The sequence below is a fragment of the Microbulbifer aggregans genome, assembly GCF_020524005.1.
Lineage (GTDB): Bacteria > Pseudomonadota > Gammaproteobacteria > Pseudomonadales > Cellvibrionaceae > Microbulbifer > Microbulbifer aggregans_A.
Genome location: NZ_JAIVKK010000002.1, coordinates 23,311 through 43,512, shown reverse-complemented (window position 1 = coordinate 43,512; position 20,202 = coordinate 23,311). Strand labels below are relative to the sequence as shown.

General features: G+C 56.3%; 15 protein-coding genes. 5 read left to right on the top strand and 10 right to left on the bottom strand.

Annotation, left to right across the window (positions count from 1 at the left end; genetic code table 11):
• Genes LC093_RS04235 through LC093_RS04225 form a run of 3 tightly spaced genes read left to right on the top strand, consistent with a single transcriptional unit; the run spans nt 1 to nt 4,472 of the window.
• A complete protein-coding gene (locus tag LC093_RS04235; RefSeq protein WP_226662544.1) occupies nt 1–1,302 on the top strand; it encodes a phosphopentomutase in 1,302 nt (433 codons plus the stop codon).
• Complete coding sequence (gene deoC / locus LC093_RS04230) at nt 1,302–2,282, top strand: deoxyribose-phosphate aldolase (RefSeq protein ID WP_226662541.1); 981 nt, start codon at nt 1,302–1,304, stop codon at nt 2,280–2,282. The genes LC093_RS04235 and deoC overlap by 1 nt, the downstream gene beginning before the upstream one ends.
• A gap of 60 nt (nt 2,283–2,342) precedes the next feature.
• On the top strand, nt 2,343–4,472 hold the full coding sequence (locus LC093_RS04225) for an aldehyde dehydrogenase family protein (RefSeq protein WP_226662538.1): 2,130 nt from the start codon (nt 2,343–2,345) through the stop codon (nt 4,470–4,472).
• A 108-nt stretch (nt 4,473–4,580) separates the two neighbouring features.
• Here the strand turns inward: LC093_RS04225 and LC093_RS04220 are convergent, their stop codons facing one another.
• The 9 genes from LC093_RS04220 to xdhA form a co-directional block, all read right to left on the bottom strand.
• Nucleotides 4,581–6,068, bottom strand: coding sequence for an endonuclease (locus tag LC093_RS04220; RefSeq protein WP_226662534.1), 1,488 nt, complete (start codon nt 6,066–6,068; stop codon nt 4,581–4,583).
• 445 nt (nt 6,069–6,513) lie between these two features.
• A complete protein-coding gene (locus LC093_RS04215) occupies nt 6,514–7,839 on the bottom strand; it encodes an endonuclease (protein ID WP_226662531.1) in 1,326 nt (441 codons plus the stop codon).
• 365 nt (nt 7,840–8,204) lie between these two features.
• The gene (locus tag LC093_RS04210; RefSeq protein ID WP_226662529.1) at nt 8,205–9,428 is read right to left on the bottom strand and encodes a urate hydroxylase PuuD; all 1,224 of its coding nucleotides are present in this window, start codon (nt 9,426–9,428) and stop codon (nt 8,205–8,207) included.
• Between the two features lie 56 nt (nt 9,429–9,484).
• Nucleotides 9,485–10,849 carry a guanine deaminase gene (gene guaD, locus LC093_RS04205; RefSeq protein WP_226662525.1) on the bottom strand — a complete coding sequence of 455 codons (1,365 nt, stop codon included), beginning with the start codon at nt 10,847–10,849 and terminating at the stop codon, nt 9,485–9,487.
• Nucleotides 10,850–10,902: 53 nt separating this feature from the next.
• Entirely contained in the window at nt 10,903–11,235 is a 333-nt protein-coding gene (gene uraH, locus LC093_RS04200; protein ID WP_226662523.1) for a hydroxyisourate hydrolase, read from the bottom strand.
• Between the two features lie 21 nt (nt 11,236–11,256).
• Nucleotides 11,257–11,766 (bottom strand): 2-oxo-4-hydroxy-4-carboxy-5-ureidoimidazoline decarboxylase, encoded by a 510-nt coding sequence (gene uraD, locus LC093_RS04195; protein ID WP_226662518.1) that lies wholly within the window; start codon nt 11,764–11,766, stop codon nt 11,257–11,259.
• Entirely contained in the window at nt 11,763–12,656 is an 894-nt protein-coding gene (xdhC, locus tag LC093_RS04190; protein WP_226662516.1) for a xanthine dehydrogenase accessory protein XdhC, read from the bottom strand. The genes uraD and xdhC overlap by 4 nt, the downstream gene beginning before the upstream one ends.
• Entirely contained in the window at nt 12,653–14,992 is a 2,340-nt protein-coding gene (gene xdhB / locus LC093_RS04185) for a xanthine dehydrogenase molybdopterin binding subunit (RefSeq protein ID WP_226662513.1), read from the bottom strand. The genes xdhC and xdhB overlap by 4 nt, the downstream gene beginning before the upstream one ends.
• Complete coding sequence (gene xdhA / locus LC093_RS04180; RefSeq protein ID WP_226662510.1) at nt 14,985–16,448, bottom strand: xanthine dehydrogenase small subunit; 1,464 nt, start codon at nt 16,446–16,448, stop codon at nt 14,985–14,987. The genes xdhB and xdhA overlap by 8 nt, the downstream gene beginning before the upstream one ends.
• Nucleotides 16,449–16,660: 212 nt before the next feature.
• Here xdhA and LC093_RS04175 point away from each other — a divergent pair, with 212 nt between their 5' ends.
• A complete protein-coding gene (locus LC093_RS04175; RefSeq protein WP_226662506.1) occupies nt 16,661–17,344 on the top strand; it encodes a TetR/AcrR family transcriptional regulator in 684 nt (227 codons plus the stop codon).
• Here LC093_RS04175 and LC093_RS04170 read toward each other — a convergent pair.
• Complete coding sequence (locus tag LC093_RS04170; RefSeq protein ID WP_226662502.1) at nt 17,315–18,412, bottom strand: nucleoside hydrolase; 1,098 nt, start codon at nt 18,410–18,412, stop codon at nt 17,315–17,317. The two genes, LC093_RS04175 and LC093_RS04170, sit on opposite strands and share 30 nt — an antisense overlap.
• A gap of 142 nt (nt 18,413–18,554) precedes the next feature.
• Here LC093_RS04170 and LC093_RS04165 point away from each other — a divergent pair, with 142 nt between their 5' ends.
• Complete coding sequence (locus tag LC093_RS04165) at nt 18,555–19,874, top strand: NCS2 family permease (RefSeq protein WP_226662496.1); 1,320 nt, start codon at nt 18,555–18,557, stop codon at nt 19,872–19,874.
• Nucleotides 19,875–20,202 lie beyond the last annotated feature (328 nt).

Genomic DNA, 20,202 nt, shown 5'->3' with positions numbered 1-20,202 from the left:
ATGTCGGAGACGCAACTTGCCGGGAATGAGTCCAATGCAGCAGAGAGTATCCCGCGTGCGTTTATTCTGGTGATGGACTCCCTCGGCATCGGCGCAACCGCCGACGCCGATCATTTTGGTGATGCCGGCGCTAATACTCTCGGGCATATCGCGATGGGTTGCAGCCGCGGGCAGGGCGACCGGGAAGGGCTGCGTCGAGGTCCGTTGAGCATTCCCAACATGCTGCGACTCGGGTTGGGGCACGCCCTGAAAGAGAGTAGTGGTAACATTGCCGAAGGCCTTGAGCTACCCTCGTCGGTTGTCGGCGGTTATGGATATTGCGCCGAGATCAGTGCCGGCAAGGATACGCCCAGCGGCCACTGGGAAATCGCCGGGCTGCCGGTAACATTCGACTGGACGTGTTTTCCCAATACCGTTCCCGCTTTCCCTGTGTCACTGACTGATGAGCTTATCCGCCGCGGTCGTTTGCCCGGTATCCTTGGCAACTGCCATGCTTCCGGCACGACGATTCTACGGGAATTGGGTGAAGAGCATGTTCGCAGTGGTATGCCGATTGTCTATACCTCGGCGGATTCGGTATTGCAGATCGCTGCCCATGAAGTGCATTTTGGTCTGGATCGCCTGCTGGCATTGTGTAAGGCTGCCCGTGCATTGGTGGATCCACTGAATGTCGGTCGGGTGATCGCGCGGCCTTTTGTCGGCGATAGTGCCGACACCTTTGTGCGCACGGGTAACCGTCGCGATTACACGACACCGCCACACGGCGCCACGTTGTTGGATTGCCTGCAGGAAAACGGTGGCGAAGTGGTGGCGGTTGGCAAAATCAACGATATTTTTGCCGGGCGGGGAATAGGGCGCTGTATCAAGGCGCACGGCAATATGGCTTTATTCGATGCAACACTTGATGCAGCCCGTGAACGCCCGCAAAAACCGACACTGGTGTTCACCAACTTTGTCGATTTCGACACTCTCTATGGTCACCGCCGCGATTTACCCGGTTACGCTGCCGCGCTGGAGGAAATGGACCGCCGTATACCGGAACTGCTGGCGATACTTCGCCCCGGCGATATCGCGGTAATTACCGCCGATCACGGATGCGATACCACTATGCCCGGCAGCGATCACACCCGGGAGCATATTCCCGCGCTCTTCTTTGGTCCTGGCGTCACTGCGGGGAGCCTTGGGCGGCGACACAGTTTTGCGGATATCGGCCAGACGCTTGCCGAACATTTCCAGCTGCCTGCTCTTGATAACGGCAACTCTTGTTACCCACAACTGAATCCGGACGGATGGGAAAACTGATGAATCAGAGGATGGAGCCCGTCTCTGAACAGGAGCATCTCGCCAATCCGGGTGTTCCGTATATTCCCGATTGGCTGGCGGATATCCGTGTAAACCGAAGAGCGGTTGAGCGTCGAATCGCGTCATTGGCTGCGCGACGGACACTGAAAGATAGCTGGCAAACCGCGTGGCTATTGAAAGCAATTAGCTGTATTGATTTGACTACCCTGTCCGGTCAGGATACGCCGGGTAAAGTGCGCCGGCTCTGTGCCAAAGCGCGCGCACCACTGGCGCCTGCGTTGCAAAAGGCGCTGGATGTTGAATCGTTGCAGCTCACCACCGGAGCGGTCTGCGTCTACCACCAGATGGTGGAAACGGCGGTAGCTGCGCTGGAAGGCAGCGGCATTCCCGTAGCCGCCGTGTCTACCGGTTTTCCCGCGGGCCTCGCACCCATGGAAACCCGCGTTGCAGAAATCGTTGCATCGGTAGCTGCCGGTGCACGAGAGATCGATATTGTGATTACCCGCGCCCTTGTGCTGAACGGCGATTGGGAATCCCTTTATAGCGAGGTGCGGACCTTTCGCACGGCCTGTGGCAGTGCGCGCATGAAAACCATTCTTTCCACCGGCGAGCTGGACAACCTCAACAATATTGCCAGGGCATCCATGGTAGCCATGATGGCCGGCAGCGACTTTATCAAAACCTCCACCGGTATGGAGTCCACCAATGCGACGTTGCCGGTGAGCCTGGTGATGCTGCGGGCCATTCGGGACTATGAAGCGCTGACTGGCTACCGTGTTGGTTTCAAACCCGCTGGCGGTATCTCCACGGCGAAAGACGCCCTCAATTTTCTGGTGCTGGTGAAAGAGGAGTTGGGTGACGACTGGTTAACGCCGATGTTGTTCCGCTTTGGTGCCTCCAGTCTGCTTGGGGATATCGAGCGACAGCTGTCGCAGGGGGATGGCGCGGTGCAATCCAGCAGTCCGCACGCAGGCTATTAATAGCCGAAGGTCAACACAGTGGAGGCCAACTTAATGCAGGTCGCGGAAATTTTTAACACTATGAACTATGGTCCCGCTCCTGAGAGTACGCTGAAAGTCGATAGCTGGCTGGAAAATCGCCGGGACGGCTTCGGGCTGTTTATCAGTGGTCAGTGGGTTACGTCGGCGGAAACGCTGGACAGTGTCAATCCGGTCAACGGAAAACTTCTGGCAAAGATTGCGGTTGCCGGCAGCGGCGATGTGGACATCGCGGTCAAGGCCGCACGGACCGCACAGCCCGCCTGGGAAAAACTCGGCGGCCATGGTCGCGCTCGCTATCTTTACGCGCTCACGCAGGAATTGCAGAAGCGCGCAGGGGAATTTGCTGTTCTGGAATCCCTCGACAGCGGCAAGCCGATCCGCGAAAGCAGCGAATTTGATATTCCCCTCGCCATTCGCCACTTCCATCACCAAACGGGACGGGCACAGTTATTTGACGTGGAGTTCCCCGGGCGGAGCGCATTAGGCGTCTCGGGACTGATCGTTGCCTCGGGTTATCCGTTGTTGTCGGCCGTACAAAAAATGGCTCCTGCTTTGGCGGCTGGCAATTGCATCGTGCTGAAGCCGTCGCTGCATACCAGCCTCAGCGCGCTATTGTTTGCTGGTCTGTGCGAGGAAATCGGCCTGCCGCCGGGGGTGGTCAATATTGTTACCGGCGGCGCCGCAACGGGTGAATATCTAGTGGATCATCCCAATGTCGACCAGATCGATTTTACCGGCTCCATCGCTGTGGGGAGTGATATACGCAGTCGCACCGCCGGTACCGGCAAAACGTTGAACCTGAACCTTGACCGCAAACTTCCATTTATTATTTTCGAAGATGCGGATCTGGATAGTGCCGTCGAGGAACTGGTGGAAACCGTTCTGTGCAATCGAGTCGAACCCTGTGGGGCCGGTGTGCAACTGCTGCTACAGGAAGGGGTTGAATCTCGGGCGCTGGATAAAATCCACGCGCGTGTGGGAAAACTGCGCACGGGAAATCCATTGGATGCCAATACGGATCTGGGGGCCAATATCGATCCCGCCAGCTTAGCGAGCATTGTCCAGCGGAATGAAGCCTTTGTCAGCGGAGATGATTTCGGGCTGTTATTGAGCGTGACCGGTTTCCGCCTGCTTTCCGAGGCGCTGGAACTCGCCGACGGCAGTGGCCGCAGCATGGCGGCCAGCATTTGGTCGGAAAACATCAACCGCGCGTTAGATGTGGCCTCACAGCTTAATGCGGCTACTGTCTGGATTAACGACAGTAATCCATTTGATCTGGGCAGTGGTCGCGAGACGGTAGAAAAAGCTCTGCGATCCCCGATTGAATTTTCCCGGGGCGATATGGCCTTAAACAGTGCGCCATCCACAAAGGCGACCCGTACCGCATCAATTGGAGACTTGCCACCCATTGTCCGTATTGAAGGTGGCCACCAGGCAGATATTCCCCGCGCAGTGAGTGCGGCCGTGAGGGCTGGAGACTGGACTCGCGACAGCGGTTTCAGCCGCGCGCGGGTTCTCAACCATATGGCGGAAAACCTGAGTGAGCGGAAAGAGGAATTCTGCTGGTATCTTGCACAATTCACTGGGGTTTCCGAGGAGGCCGCAAGGCGAGAAATTGACGCAAGCGTTGAGCGTCTGTTCTCCTATGCCGCCTGGGCTGACAAATACGACGGTGCAGTGCGCCAGTACGAGCGGTCCGGCGCGGCACTTGCGGTCAATGAAGCCGTCGGGGTGATTGCTGTTGGCTGCCCGGATCATCTGCCACTGCTGGCTCCGGTTGCCCTGTTGGCACCGGCGCTGGCTGTGGGTAATCGCGTGGTGCTGGTTGCGTCTGAAAGGAACGCCCCGAGCAGGGCGGACTACCAGCGCATGCTCACACTGTTACTGGAGTCTTCCGGTATCCCCGCCGGTGTGGTCAATATTGTCACTGGTGCCCGCGATGACTTGGTAGAGGTTCTCGCCGCTCACAAGCAGGTAGATGGTGTCTGGTATTTCGGTAGTGCTGAGGGCAGCGTGCGGGTTGAACAGGCCTCGGCGCCGTCCCTTGCTCACACCTGGGTAAACCGCGGGAAATTCCCCGATTGGTTTTCCCGTGATGAGGGCGAAGGACGACACTTTCTGCGCGAGGCCTGCCGGGTCAAGAATATCTGGATTCCCCACGGCGATTGACGCCGGTACTGCTGCCCGCGTGGGGAATCACTGACAGACGAATATAAAGTTACGTGGTGGCTGTACTAGTTGAGCGGATCAGATTCCAAATCTGAATCGCGGGTAACTTTATATTTTCCATTTTTTTTGCCTGTGAACCTTTGCCTGAGGCTGCAGGCAATTTGTTTTGTGTTTTTTCTTCTTGTGATGCGTATAGGGATGATCGCTTCCCCAAATCGCCCACACATACTCAGGGTGATCAATAAATGGATTGCGATTACCCTGGAAATAATAGGCTGCTTCATTCCGGTCCATTTCCCACGGGCTTACCGGATCGGCGTTGTGCCAGTCGATCAATAAACGAATGGCCCAGCATTCAAAAACCTGGTCGCTGGATCCATCCAGCATAGCGTCACCGTAGTCGCTATTGTTTTCCCAGTCCGCGATCACATCCTGGTAGCGAGTGGCCATATAGAAATATGCCCTGGCGATGTCTCCCTTGAACGCATCAATGGGTTCAAATACTGTACCGGTATATCCCTGGCTGTACTGCCCATTGCCAAGTTTGCTGCCATTGCTGGAAATGGCACTGATACTGGCTACTTCACCAAAAGGGTAACTGCCGCGCATAGCGTTGACATAACCATCGGAGGCGAAAATATGGTGCACGTCGGTATTCATTGGCGCTATGGCACCGCCAAACCAAGCGCGTGGAAAGCTGTGTTCGCGGTTGTAGCAATCGCCTTCGCTACGGTAGTTCCCACATTGGTTGACTACGGGCGTGTAATTGTAGGAGTCACTGCCGTTGGGGTTTTCTGAGTAGATATCAATAATGGACCCATCGTTCTCGAAGTAATAATCCAGATCGGTGGCCGCGTAGAAACTCCACAATTCACCGTAACTGCGTTCGCTATGGCCCTGGATGATGTTGTAAAGGGCCGTTTTAAGGGAATAGCCACTCATACCAGCGGCGGAATCGTAGTAGCTTCCACCGCCGCTTGAGCTGCCTGCCCCCGAACTACTGCCACTTGAGCTGCTACTGCCCCCAGAGCTACTGCTGCTGGAGCTGCTGCCCCCGGAGCTACTGCTGCTGGAACTACTACTGGAACTACCACCCGTTCCGTCACCAAGAGACGATTCAAAAGCATCCACATAGACCACTTCCGAGCCGTCGAATCCGGATTGGTCGTAAAAGCGTAAGCCTACCTCGATGTTCCCATCCGCAATGGCGGTATAGCGGTAGCTGAGCTTTTGCCACTGGTCGGTCAGTGAGTAGTCACTGTAATCGAGATAATCGTTCACATAGAGGCGCGCAGCGATCTGGCCCTCAGTGTGATATACCCAGACAGAAAACTCATAGATCTGGCCGGCGCTAACAGCGATCGCCTGGCGCAGATCCGTTGACGACTGGGTACCGGTCAATACATTTACCGCTGCCGCCGAGCTGCCGCTGTAAACTACGGACGTTGTCTGACTGACCTCGATGCCTGCATCGATCGTTGTCCAGCCATCCGGGTTGCCGCTGGTCCAGCCTTCAAAATCGCCGTTTATCATATCGGCATTGGCCAGCTGGCCGAATGCCGCAAAAAGTAAAAATACACTTAGATGTTTCTTCATTGCAGTTATCCTGAGAATCGGTTTCCGGGGACCAGCAGTCAGCGGTTGCAGAGTTTACTGCGTGGACTACTTTGGCTCCCGCCTGGCTACCACTACAGCTGGTCAGTGCGCACGCTCACAACGTATGGGTGCACACTTTCCACTTCTGCCCGGGTACGGATTCATCCGCAGGCAAATGCGAAGCTTATTTGGAACTGTAAAAAGGAACTGAAAAGGATTTAAACCTGATCAGTCGGTCAACTTTAAAAATGCTTTCTACCTGGGTCAAGGGTAAATTTTCAAACGGGGGAAAGCAGGTGTTGGGTGCCACATTAACGTGCATACATGACAGTTGATGGTGCGTTATGGGGAGTTAGGGAAAGCTCGCCGGCGAAGTAATTTCGCCGACAAGCCATTACAGGAGGTGCCCTTGATTTGTCAGGTAGGTAACCTCCAGTGAAAAGTATTACTGGCCCCAGATAGACTGCACATATTCCGGGTGATCAATAAATGGATTGCGATTGCCCTGGAAGTTGTAGGCGGCATTGTTGCGATCAATTTCCCACTGGCTTACCGGGTCTGCGTTGTGCCAGTCGATCAGTAGCTGGAGCGCCCAGTTCTCGAATACCTGGTTGCTGGAGCCATTGAGCATGGCGTTGCCGTAACTGCTGTTGTTCTCCCAGCCGGCAATTACATTCTGGTAGCGCGTTGCCATGTAAAAATACGCTCTGGCCAGGTCTCCCTTGAATTTATCGATGGGCTCGAACACCGTGCCGGTATAGCCCTGGCTGGACTGGCCGCTGCCGAGCTTGCTGCCATTGCTGGATATGGCACTGGTGGTGGCCACTTCGCCAAAAGGATAGCTGTTACGCATGGCGTTGACGTAGCCATCGGATGCAAAAATGTGGTGCACGTCGGTATTCATTGGTGCTACTGCGCCGCCAAACCAGGCGCGTGGGAAACTATGCTCGCGGTTGTAACAATCGCCTTCGCCGCTGTAGTTTCCACACTGGTCATTGATTGCGGTGTAGTTATAAGGATCACTACCGCCGGGATTCTCGGAGTAGATATCTATGATGGAGCCATCGTATTCGTAGTAATAGTCCCGGTCACTGCTAGCATAGAAATCCCACAGGTCTCCGTAGCTGCGGGTGCTGTGCCCGCGAATGATATTGTAAAGTGCGGTTTTCAGTGAGTAGCCGCTCAGGCCATTTGCGGAATTGTAGTAACTGCCGCCACCACTGGAGCTGCTGCTACCAGAGCCGCCGCTGCTGGAGCCACCGCTCGATCCTCCGCCACTGGTGTTCGTGGGCTCGAATGCGTCCACATAGACTACCTCCGAGCCGTCGAATCCGGATCGATCGTAAAAGCGCAGCCCTACCTCGATAGTGCCGCTGCCACTGGCGGTAAAACTATAGCTGAGCTGCTGCCACTGGCCGGTCTGTGAATAGTTGGTGTAATCCCGGTAGCCATTGACATAAAGTCGAGCGGCAACGCTGCCCTCAGTATGTCGGACCCATACAGAGAAATTATAGGTCTGGCCGGCACTGACACTGACGGTCTGGCGGAGATCTGTTGATGACTGAGTACCGGTTGTCACTCTTACTGATGCAGCCGAACTACCGCTATATACATTGGACGTCGTCTGGTTGACGTCAATGCCGGAATCGATCGTAGTCCAGCCGTTCGGGCTGCCATTCGTCCAGTTTTCAAAGTTTCCATTTTCTACATCGGCATTCGCCCACGGACTCAATGCCGCTAATAATACAAAAACACTTAGTTTTTTGTTCATTGCGATTTTCCTGAGGATAAATTTTCGGGACCACCAGTGCGTGGTTACAGAATTTACTGTGTGGACGACTAGGGCTCCCGCCTGGTTACCACTACAGCTGGTCGGCTGTGCACTCGCTTTGAGGGCAAGCCTTCCACTTCTGCCCGGGTACCGACTCATCCGCAGGCAAATGCGAAGTTTATTTGGGACTGTATAAAGGGAACTGATCAGATTTTTAACCTGATCAGTTGGTCAACTTTAAAAATGCTTTTCGCCCGGGTCAAGGGGGAATTTCTAAATGGGATAAAGCAGGTGTTGGATGCCACATTAACGTGCGTATGTGACAGTTTGTGGTGCATTTTTATAGAAGAGTGCGCTGCTGGATTTCAGTCTTCGGTTAACATCATGCTTTTTTCATTTTCGAGTGCGGCGATCAATTCTGCACGTTCCCCGTTACTCATGCCGGTGATATTGCCCAATGGCATATATTGGCTGTGTAGCGTTGGCAGAATTCTATTTCGCGCAGCCTCAACTTGCTGTTGGGTATCCAGCGCGAGTCCCATTGGGGGTGCACTAAAGCCGGGCTGAGAGGGCGTGGAGGAATGACAGCCCTGGCAGTGGGTTTCTATCAGGTGCATGGGGGAACCATTGGGTTCTCGGGAGGATGTGCTTGCAGTGGCTTCGTTTGGCTCGCCGATGTTTTTTTGAGTCTGGACCAGACCCAGCGCCAATAGCAGGCAGCCCGCGGCTGCGACCGCGGGGATCTGGAACTGCAACTGACCACGGTGGCGGAGATTGAAAAAGTGGCGGACGTAGGCCCCAAGGGCAACGATAGCGATCAACGCCAGCCAGTTGAAGTGGTGGCCGTAGAGAAAAGGGTAGTGGTTGCTGAGCATGCAGAACACTACAGGCAGTGTGAAATAGTTGTTGTGCACCGAGCGATGCTTGGCAGCCAGCATTGGCGCTTCAGCGGGTTCCTCGCCGGCGTCAAGCGCACGAATAAAACGTTTCTGCGCAGGGATAATGCCGAAAAATACATTGCCGGCCATGATGGTGGCCAGCAAGGCGCCTACTTGCAGGAATGCCGCACGGTCGCTAAACAGTTGGCTTGCCAACCAGCAGGCCATAGTGATCAACAAAAGTAATAGTCCGCTGAATAGTTGACGGCTGTACGGGCGCAGTAAGCGGAACATAAGTTCGTAGCAGAGCAGACCGGCGGCGAGATACAGTATGCTCGCCGCGATAGCCGCGGTAGGCGTGGCCGCCCATTTTCCCTGTTGCCACAGATACAGATCTGCGCGTCCGTAGTACATCAGCGTCAGTAATAACGCGCCACTGATCCAGGTGGTATAAGCCTCCCACTTGAACCAGTGCAGGCGCTCAGGCATGGCGGGTGGCGCCAGCTTGTATTTGCTGACCTGGTAGATGCCGCCACCGTGAAATGCCCACAGGCCGCCGGCGAGTCCCCGGGCCTTACCCTCGCGGTCTGGTGTTTCAAGGCTGTTATCCAGCCAAACGAAATAGAAGGATGCACCTATCCAGGCGATGGCAGCAATGACATGGAGCATGCGAAATAACAGGTTGAACCAGTCGTAAAGCAGGGTTTCCATCAGCGATCTCTTTTTTATTTTGGTTGGAGACACAGGCCTGTGCCGGTACTGGGTATCTAGCCAGCGAGAGCCGCCGCGGAGGCCCTATCCTGGGGCGCTCGGTGACCAGGGTCTGCATGTACCCCCTCGACTTTTCTTGCCAGCTTGCCTGCTACATAAGTACGTTCGATAGTGCGTTCATCTCCTATCGTCATATAGGCAAACAGTTCCTCGCGGATATTGCGGCAATGACGCAGTCGTTCGCGCAGTAGTGGTTCCCTGTTGCCATTCAGCAGTAACAGGTCTGCTTCCTTGCCAGGCATCAGGTTGCCTATGTGTTTTTCCTGGTGTAGCGCGCGGGCGGCGCCGAGTGTGGTCATGTAGAAAGCGTCTGCGGCGCACAGGGGATAGTCTCTCAGCTGGCACACCTTGTAGGCCTCACCCATGCTCCGCAGCTGGCACAGACTGGTACCGGCGCCCACGTCGGTAGCCAGCGCCACTGGAATGTTGCGTTCGCGCAGTTTTTGCAGCTTCAGCAAGCCGCTGCCGAGAAACAGGTTGGAAGAAGGGCAGAAAGCGACGGATGCGCCGGCATCTGCGAGACGCTGCTGCTCGGATCCACTTAAGTGAATGCAGTGGGCGTAGATACTGCGCGCACCGTGAAGGCCGAACCTTTCGTAAGTGTTCAGATAGTCACTGGCCTCGGGGAAAAGGCTCGCGGTCCAGGCAATTTCTTCGAGGTTTTCGCTCAGATGCGTCTGCATCCACAGGTCAGGGTAATCCCGCAAAAGCTGCCCCGCCACACTCAGTTGTGCGCGGCTGGAGGTACCGGCAAAGCGAGGGGTGACGGCGTAGCCGAGTCGCCCGCGTCCATGCCATTTTTCAATCAGGGCTGCGGATTCGTGCAGAGCGCGTTCAGGGGTATCCAGTAGCCCGTCGGGGGCATTGCGGTCCATCAATACTTTGCCAGCAATCAGTCGCATTCCGGCGCGTTCGGCGGCCTGGAACAGGTGCTCGGTGCTGTGGGCAAAACTGGTGGTAAATACCATGGCGCTGGTGGTGCCACAGTTGAGCAGGGCGTCGATAAAAAACTCGGCGTTTTGTTGTGAAATTTGCTCATCGGCAAATTGCAGCTCCGTGGGGAAGGTGTATTTGTGTAGCCAGTCCAGCAGCTTTTCACCGTAGCTGCCCATCACCCCAAGCTGGGGCGCGTGCACATGGGCATCAATAAAACCACTGGTAACCAGCGCCTCCGGTCTGTGCTCGGCAGTGCTCAGGTCCAGGCCCTGTCTCTCGGCACGGCGTGCATCTTCGAGCAGGGTGATGCGACCGTCGGCGAAGCCGATTACGCCATCCTCGATGTATTCCAGTGCCGTGTCCGGGGAGCCGGTCACATCGTCGCGAAAGTGGATGATACGGCTACGCAATAGTGTCTGGTTCAATTCGGCGTCCTCCCGATAACTTTATGATTGCTGCTAAATATCAACTCGACTTTTCAGCTTCCTCGGTAGGTGGTGTAGCCGTATTGACTCAGCAACAATGGGAGATGGTAATGACGTGTGCAGTCGGAAATACTGAATTCCAGCGTTGCTGTTGGAAAAAAACACTCTTCTCCTCTTTGCTTGAACCAGGGGAGCAAGCGGAATACGAGGGTCCAGTGTTCGGATATCAGCTCGAAGGTGTTGTCCCATTTCTGGATGCGTCCGTCGCTATCGGTCTTCGCTACGGCAATGGGTTCATCAGCGCAGTAGAGCTCCACGATGATGCCAGCAGCGGGCTGGCCCTGATGCAGATCAAGGACGTGGGTGGTGATCGGGGCTTTTTGCATAGCGTTTCCCTTATTCCTGAGTTACTGGTCAGGCTGTACAGCGAATAAGTTTTCCAGCCGCAGCCGGGTTATTTTTTCCTGTTCGGCTGCGGCGTTACCTATTTCCTGTTCGCGGCTATTGCTGATACGGGATTTTATTGCGGCGAGCATTTCCCGGGCAGATTTTCCCGTGGCACAGATAATGAAAATAAACCCGAACTTTTCAAAATAGGCGTCGTTCAGCTGCTGTAGCTCTTTCAGCGTGGTTTCGTCTGCATGGGCTACCTGGCCTTGTTCCGAACGGGCGAATTTTTCCTTCAGCCGCTGCAGGTCGCCGATACGTGGGTGCGCGGCAAATGCTTCCAGGTAGTCAGTTTCTTGGAGTTTGCTCCAGGCTTTGAATGCGCGGTTCTGGATTTGCCCAACGCTTCTGACCGGGCCCAGTTCCAGCAGCCTCTCTGCCCAGCGGCTGCTATGGCAGCAGTCCAGTAAGAGGGCACGTTGTTGCTCCGGTGCAAGCTGGTTGAATTGATTGAGCGTGTGTGGTGTCACGATGTTTCTCTCTTTCGTACTTTAGTACTGTTCCCGCTTGCGGTGAGGTTGCTATTCAGGCTCTCGCGCAGGGTTTTCCAGTTGATTCCGGTGGATTTCTGTTCCTCGCTGGCGGTGAGCCGGTGTTTTTCCGCCAGCAGCTGTGCGGCGATGGAGATCGCCACTTCCGCGGGTTTTTTTCCCGGCACTTCTGACAGGCCGACCGGAGAATAAAACTTGTCGACCTGTCCCTGAATAAAGCCATCGCCGGCAAGCCGGCGGCGAAATCGCTGGGCTTTGGTGCGTGAGCCAATCATTCCGAGGTAGGCACAGTCGTCGCGATCGAGTAGCGCGCTGAGCAGTCGGTAGTCGAGCGCGTGATCCTGAGTCAGGATCAGGACAAAGGCGCCGGGGTTCATCCGGGAGATATGAGCCACCGGGTCGGTGAGGAAGTGGTTGTGTACACGACCGTCCAGATCGTCCTCCAGCAATTCGGCTCGGTTGTCGATGCAGTGCAATTGCCACTCCAACGGTGCCAGTACCGGGAGCAGCGCGCGGGCTACGTGACCGGCACCGAAAATATGCAATTGCAATTCTGCACCGGCGAAGCATTCCAGCAATACGGTGACACTGCCGCCGCAGCACTGGCCTGCGCGGGATGACAGGGGAAAGTGTTCCAGCAGTTGTCGCTCGCGGCCATCACTGATCAGTTCGCGGGCGCGGGCGATCACCAGGAATTCCAGTTGGCCGCCCCCAAGTGTGTCAGCGCTGCTGCGGGCATCAATCACCATTTTGGTTCCGCTATTACGAGGGGCCGAACCCTGGGTGCTCAATACGGTGGCCAGGACCCAGGGCTGGCCTCGATGGCGGCGGTCGGCAGCGGCTTCGAACCAGGGCGTTTTGCTGATCACGATTTTGCCTCGGAAAAGTCTTTTGCCGCGCGTGCGCAGAAATAGACCTGCTCCGGCGTAGCAGGTACGCCGAGGGGAGGGCTGTAGCGATACGCGGCGAGACTGGCACAGGCGTCGCGCAGGGCGCACCAGACGGAGATGGCCAGCATTAAAGGCGGCTCTCCCACCGCTTTGGAGCGGTAGACCGTCTCTTCCGCATTCGGCCTTTGGAAAAAATCCACGTTAAAGATTTCCGGCACATCGCCGGCGGTGGGAATCTTGTAGTTGGCCGGGCTGTCGGAAATGATTCGCCCCTGATCATTCCACAGTAATTCTTCACTGGTGACCCAGCCCATGCCCTGAACGAAGCCGCCTTCTACCTGACCGAGATCGATCGCTGGATTCAGTGACTCGCCTACGTCGTGAAGGATATCCACTCGTGTTACCCGGTATTCGCCGGTAGACAAATCCACTTCCACTTCCGAGGCCGCTGCGCCGTTGGCGAAGTACAGGAAGGGGCGGCCACGGGCGGCGGCGCGGTCGTAGCCGATTTTCGGGGTGCGGTAGAAACCGGTTGCGGACAGGGAGATGCGATTCATATAGGCACCCTTGACCAGTTCGGCAAATGGTATCGCGCGTTCCCCGATCCAGCAGTGGTCGTCGCGGATACTGATACGTTCGATATCCGCACCGTAGTTCTCGGCGGCAAAGGTCAGCAGGCGCCGTTTCAGAATATCGACCGCGTTCAGTGCCGCCATACCGTTCAGGTCTGTACCGGCGGAAGCCGCGGTAGGGGAGGCGTTGGGCACCTGGTCAGTGGCGGTGGCTGCTACACGTACCCGCTCCAGGTCTACGCCGAATCCGCGCGCGACGATCTGTGCGATCTTGGTATGCAGGCCCTGCCCCATTTCGGTACCGCCATGGCTGATGTGAATACTGCCGTCGGCATAAATATGCAGCAGTGCACCGGCCTGGTTCAGGTGTTTGGAGGTAAAAGAAATACCGAATTTCACCGGTGTGAGCGCCAGCCCTTTTTTAATCTGGGGGCTGGATTTATTGAAAGCGCGGATCTGTTCACGCCGGGCACGGTAGTCCGCGGTCTGTTCCAGTTGCTCGATCAGCTGGGGCAGAACTTCCTCCTCCAGCGCCTGGCCGTAGGGGGTGGTATTTCTGTCAGCGTGATAGAGGTTGCGCTTGCGGATATCCAGTGGATCTGCGCCGACGGTGCGGGCGATATCGTCCAGTATGGCTTCGGCTGTGATCATGCCCTGCGGACCACCGAAGCCACGGAACGCCGTATTGGAGACAGTGTTGGTGCGACAGCGGTGGCCGCTGATACGTGCGGACTCATAAAAATAAGCGTTATCCGCATGGAACATGGCACGGTCGACGACGCCGTCGGACAGGTCGGCGCTATGGCCACAAAGGCCCGCAAGGTCCATTTCGACACCGCGAATGATGCCGTCGCTATCGAAGCCGACGCGATATTGGTTCCAGAAGTCGTGGCGCTTGCCAGTTTGGGTCATATCGTCGCGGCGCGGCATGCGATACTTCACCGGGCGCTGGTTGCGCACCGCGAACACCGCGGCCATACAGGCCAGCGCGGCAGCCTGGGATTCCTTGCCGCCGAAGGCGCCGCCCATACGTCGCACTTCTGCCTGTACCAGGTGCAGTGGAACCCCCAGTACCTGGGCCACCAGTTTCTGGACCTCGGCCGGATGCTGGGACGAGCTGTAAACGCGTACACCGCCATCTTCATTGGGCTGCGCGATGCTGATCTGCCCCTCCAGGTAAAAGTGCTCCTGGCCGCGCAAGTAAAGCTCGCCTTGCAGTTGCTGGTTGGCGTTGGCAATGGCGGTGCCTGCATCGCCACTGGCAATGGTGTGGCTCGGAAGTACGAATTCCTCGTGCTTCAGTGCCTCCTGCACCGATAGTCGCGGCGATTGTGCGCGGTAGTGGATTTTTACCAGTTTGCCTGCCTGGCGGGCAGCTTCGAGGCTGGTGGCCGCGATGGCCACCACCGGCTGTCCCATGTAGTCGACGCGCTCGCCTGCGAGCAACACATCGCCGCCGAATACAGGGGACACGTCGGCACTGCCCGGGATATCTGCCTGAATAATGACATCAACAACACCGGACGCACGTCGCGCGGCTTCGAGATCGATGTGTTCAATCAGCGCGCAAGCCTGTTCAGAGCCCACAGTGGCGACGTGCAGCATGTCTGGCCACTCGGGGATATCGTCCAGATACTGTGCTCGGCCGGTCACGTGCTTCAATGCGGATTCGTGAGCGACTGCTTCCCGGCTTCGTGAACCATTTTTTTCAGCGTGCTCAAGCGCTTGTTGCAGTCTACGCATGGAGGGTCTCCGGTGCGCTGTTCTCACTTTTTTCACGATTGAAAGTTTGCCAGGCAGTACGCAACAAGTTTTGCGCTACCTGTAATCGGTATTCTGCACTGGCGCGCACATCGCCAATGGGGAGCAGGGCTTCGGCGATGGCAGTCACTGCGGCTTCAAGTGCACTTTCATCTTGTGGCGCCTGACCGAGCAGCGCCAATTCTGCCTTCGCCACGCGCACTGGCGTAGCCGCCATTCCGCCGAAGGCGATACGGACTTCGCTAAACACCTCATCGTTTCCACTTCCATTGCTTTTGTTCGTGCGCAGGCGGATGGCCGCCATCACGGCGGAGATGTCGTCCTCACGGCGCTTGCTGACTTTGTAAAGCCAATGGAAGTCATTAAGGGCGTTGGCCGGGAAGCTGACCTTGGCCAGGTACTGACCACTCTCCAAGGCCGTAGCCTTATAACCCTTGTAAAAATCCGCCAGTGGCATTTCACGTTCATCCCCGCGACTGTCGGCCAGGGTGACGCAGGCATCCAGTGCCAGTAGCAACGGCGGCAGGTCTGCAATGGGGGAGGCATTGGCGATATTGCCGCCCAAGGTGCCGCGGTTGCGGATCTGGCGTGAGCCGATGCGTTCAAGCAGCGCACTGATTCTGGAAGAGCGCTCGGCAAAGAAAGTTTCCAGGTCCCGATATGTCAGTGCAGCGCCCAAGTGGATGAAACCTTTACGTTCCTCAATGCGGTGCAGCTCTTTCACGCCCGAGAGATCAATCATTTTTTTTATTGGCCGACACTGCTGGGTAACTTCCAGTAGCAGGTCGGTGCCACCGGCGATCAGGCGCGCGTCCGGGTTGCTGGCGATCGCCTTTTCAAGCTCCTCGCGGCTCTTTGGTTGGAGGTAATACGGTGTTGTATGTGCTTCGGCGATACTGGCCAGTTGTTCGATAAGGATCCGTGCATCGAGACGGTGCGTCTCGTCCAGTGTTTGCACCATTTTCAGTCCAGCGTCGATGATGGGCCTGTAGCCGGTGCATCGGCACAGGTTGCCGGAAACTGCCTCGCAGACCTGCGCGCGATCCGTTTGCAGACAATCGCCCGCAAGTAATTGCTGATGGAGACCGGCCAGGGACATGACAAATCCCGGGGTACAGAAACCACACTGGGATCCGTGGTTATCCAGTATTTCCTGTTGCGCGGGGTGGAGTTTGCCACCACTGCCAAGGGCCTCGATGGTGACAAGGTGGCGGCGGTTGGCTGCGGCGAGGGGGGTAATACAGGCGTTGACGGTGCGGTAGTGGATACGCTCGCCTTTGAGTTGCCCCAACAGTACGGTACATGCGCCGCAGTCTCCCGAAGCGCAGCCCTCCTTTGTGCCACACAGGCGCTGTGACTCCCGCAGGTAGCGCAGCAGCGTGGTGTCTGCGGCGGGCGCCGTTTCCTCGACAAGATCGTGATTCAGAATAAATTTCAACACAGGCTCCAGCAGTTTTTACCCAATCAGGAAGGCTTGCATCCGATGAATAATGGTTAAGCAAAAAGCTGGCCAAGTGGACAGGTTTTTGTGGAGCGGGTCTGTTCTTATGTTCTGGAGGTTGCTGGCACACAAGTTGCGTTATTGAATCGGCGCTAGATAATCTTGTCGCGATAGACAACTTCAGCGACTTTTAAACACGGTTGATATTAATGGCTGACAATTTCGCGGAAACAAAAAGAAGCTATCGGCGCGGTAAGATCCGCGACCAGAACCTTGAGCGGATACTGGGTGCTGCACGAGAAGAGTTTGTTCTGAAGGGATTTGCCGGGGCCAGTATTCAGGCCATTGCGGATCGCGCAGAATTGCCCAAGGCCAATGTGCACTATTACTTCAAGACCAAGTCCAATCTCTATGTGGCGGTACTGGAAGAAATCATTGTGCTTTGGAATGATTATTTTGATGAGCTGCGCGCGGAGGATGATCCTGCCGAGGTACTGGATCGCTTTATTCGTCGTAAAGTACAGTTGTCTTATTCCCACCCACAGTCCTCCAAGCTGTTTGCAATGGAAATTATTCAGGGGGCGCCGCACTTGAAGGATTATCTGCGTAATGACCTGCGCCCATGGATGAGAAAAAAGGCGGCGGTAATAGAGGCCTGGGTGGCTGCCGGAAAAATGGCTCCGGTGGATCCCTACCACCTGATTTTTCTGATCTGGTCTTCAACGCAGCACTATGCGGATTTCGAGGCACAGGTGCTGACAATCCTGAATCGAGCTGAATACGAGCGGTCGATGATCGACCGCATCGCAGATTTTCTCAGCCGTTCGATTCTCGCCGGGGTGGGACTCGAAGCCCCCCAGCCGTCAGCCTTGGTTGAGGGTATGGGTAAATAGTCGGAAGGCTCGATTGGCGTCGGTATCCCGGCAGATTTTAACCGCAGGATTATCGCCGCCAACGCGGGTAATGCCGCTCTTCCTGGCGTCCAGGTGCCGACGTTCGGCTCCGTTGGCGGTGGTGTCGGGGATGGAGCGCAGCGAGGAGGGTTGCCAGGGAGCGCCTGCCTCCACGCTGACCGTGACCGGCGCCAGGTCACCTTTGCAGAAGGATGGGTCCAGTGCTACCAGCGCGGCCAGTACGTCCCAGAAATAATATTCACCGGATTCGATAAACCAGTCGTTGTCATCGAGCACTGCATCCCAGAACTGCGCTGCCTGGGTTTTTGCCACCGCCTTGAAGTCGCGCGCAAAGGCCTTCGTTACCTTGACCTGATTGGTGACATCCAGTCCCACTACCTCTATGGATAGTCCCGAGGCGAATACCTGGGCGGCGGCTTCGGGATCCACGAAGATATTCCATTCCGCTTCCGTGTTGGGGTGATTGTCGGTAAACCCCGGTACGATGATATTTCCCGGAGCCTCAAAGGCGCCGCCCATGATGACCAGTCGCTGTACCTTGTTGGTGTCACCGGGATATTTTTCCAGCCACTGGGCGATATTGGTCAGGCTGCCGGTCGCGACCAGTACGGTTTTTTGACCGCTGCTGTCGAGGGCGGTATGTATGACTTCCACCGCGTGCTCTTCGCTGGTGGGGCGTGCGCTGTCGGGCAGTGTGATGCCCGACAGGGTATCCGCCTGCTGCCGCCAGGGTTCAGGGAAGGCGAAGTAGCCATCCATCGGGTAGTCATCGCCGCAGGCTATCTGTACGTCACCAGCGGGAGTCAGATCGAGCAGCGCCGCGATGTTTTTCATGGCCGGGGCGCAGCGGGTCTCGCCGGCGCCATTGCTGGTAACGGCGACCAGCTCCAAATCGTCATGCATCGCCAGTACCAGCAGTGCGGACCAGTCATCAATGGCCATATCGGTATCGAAGATGACAGGCTGTGCGCTGGATGCATGCGCGTTCGACAGGAAGGCGACGAGTACACAGCTGTAAAAAATATAGAGAGAGTTTCTTTTTTGCATGGCGGGGTTCAAGCCGATCATTGTAAGGTTTTTGCTTTGTCTTCAAACGTAAGCAAGTGTTGCGCCAAAAAGTTGACCACTTGGTTTAAAAATTGCAGTTATACATCAATTGGGTGATTAATGAGAATTTCGGTGAACTGATATGCAGAGAGTGGTGGACTATTTCAATTTCGGGCCTGCGGCGTCGGCGCAGGGAGAGGCGTCGACGAGTTTTTGGCGGCGCGAGGTGCTGGCGGGTCTGACGACCTTCCTGGCCATGGCCTATATCACCGTGGTTAATCCGTCGATGCTCTCCGAGGCCGGTATGGACTTCGGTGGGGTGTTTGTGGCGACCTGCCTGGCGGCGGCCTTCGGTTCCATCCTGATGGGGCTGTTGGGTAACTATCCGATAGGGCTGGCGCCGGGTATGGGGCAGAACGCCTTTTTTACCTATGCGGTGGTGCTGGGCATGGGGCATCCCTGGGAGACGGCACTGGGGGCGGTATTTCTGTCCGGCATATTGTTTGTGGCCCTGAGTCTGCTGCCTTTTCGTGAATGGCTGATTAATGCCATTCCGCGCAATCTTAAACTGGGCATTTCAGCGGGTATCGGATTGTTTCTGGGGATCGTGGCGCTGAGCAATGCCGGGGTGGTAGTCGACAACCCTGCGACTCTTGTATCTCTCGGGGATCTCACCGCATTCGAGCCACTGATGTGCCTGGTCGGTTTTGTGCTGATCGCGGCGCTTTCCCAACGTGGGGTTACCGGTGCGGTGGTCATCGGCATTGTCGTTGTCAGCGCTGCGGGCTGGCTGCTTGGTACCGTGGAGTTCAAAGGCGTCGTTTCGATGCCGCCGTCCCCGGCCCCGGTGTTGATGCAGCTGGATATAGCGGGTGCATTTGATATCTCGATGGTTACAGTGATCCTTACCATGTTGCTGGTAGATGTATTTGATACCGCAGGAACCATGGTAGGCGTAGCCAACCGGGCCGGGCTGGTGCGTCCGGACGGTTCGCTTCCAAGGTTGGGCAAGGCCTTGCTGGCGGATTCCGGTGCCACGCTGGGTGGCGCCTTGCTGGGAACTTCATCGACTACCAGTTATATCGAGAGCGCGGCTGGAGTCGAGGCCGGTGGTCGCACCGGCGTGACGGCGATCGTGTGCGGGCTGGCATTTCTGCTGTGTCTGTTGTTTGCACCGCTGGCCCAGAGCGTGCCGGCCTATGCCACCGCTGCCGCGTTATTGTTTGTGGCCTGCCTGATGGCCCGCAGCCTGGCAGATGTCACTTGGAATGATCACAGCGAGAGTGCACCGGCGGTAATCACCGCACTGGCAATGCCCCTGGGTTACTCCATCGCCGATGGTATTGGTCTGGGCTTTATTGCTTACGCCGGGATCAAATTGCTCAACGGCCAGTTCCGGGAGTGCCCCCCGGTGGTGTACCTGGTGGGTGGCATCTTCGTTCTGAAGTTTATGTTTCTCTAGGAATCGGGGCTACGGTGGGGCGGAATTAGAGGTATCGTCCTTGTAGATTTTCCACCTTGATTCGTTCTTCGTAATAAAAACCCACATCTGGCAAACAGGTGTGGGTTTTTTGTTGCCTGTGGATAACAGCAATGCGAGGCCAGGGTTTTCACTGAATTGGGGCGAAAAAGCACGCTTTTCGTTCGGTTGCACCTGTCTGGGTCTTGAAATGTCGGCTCTGTTACAGAGTGTTACAGAAGTTGCGGCTTTTGTGCGAACTGATAACACGTTTTGCGGATGCCAGATTGCAACACTGATAAATGTACTGGCGCTGACAGAATCAGGGTCA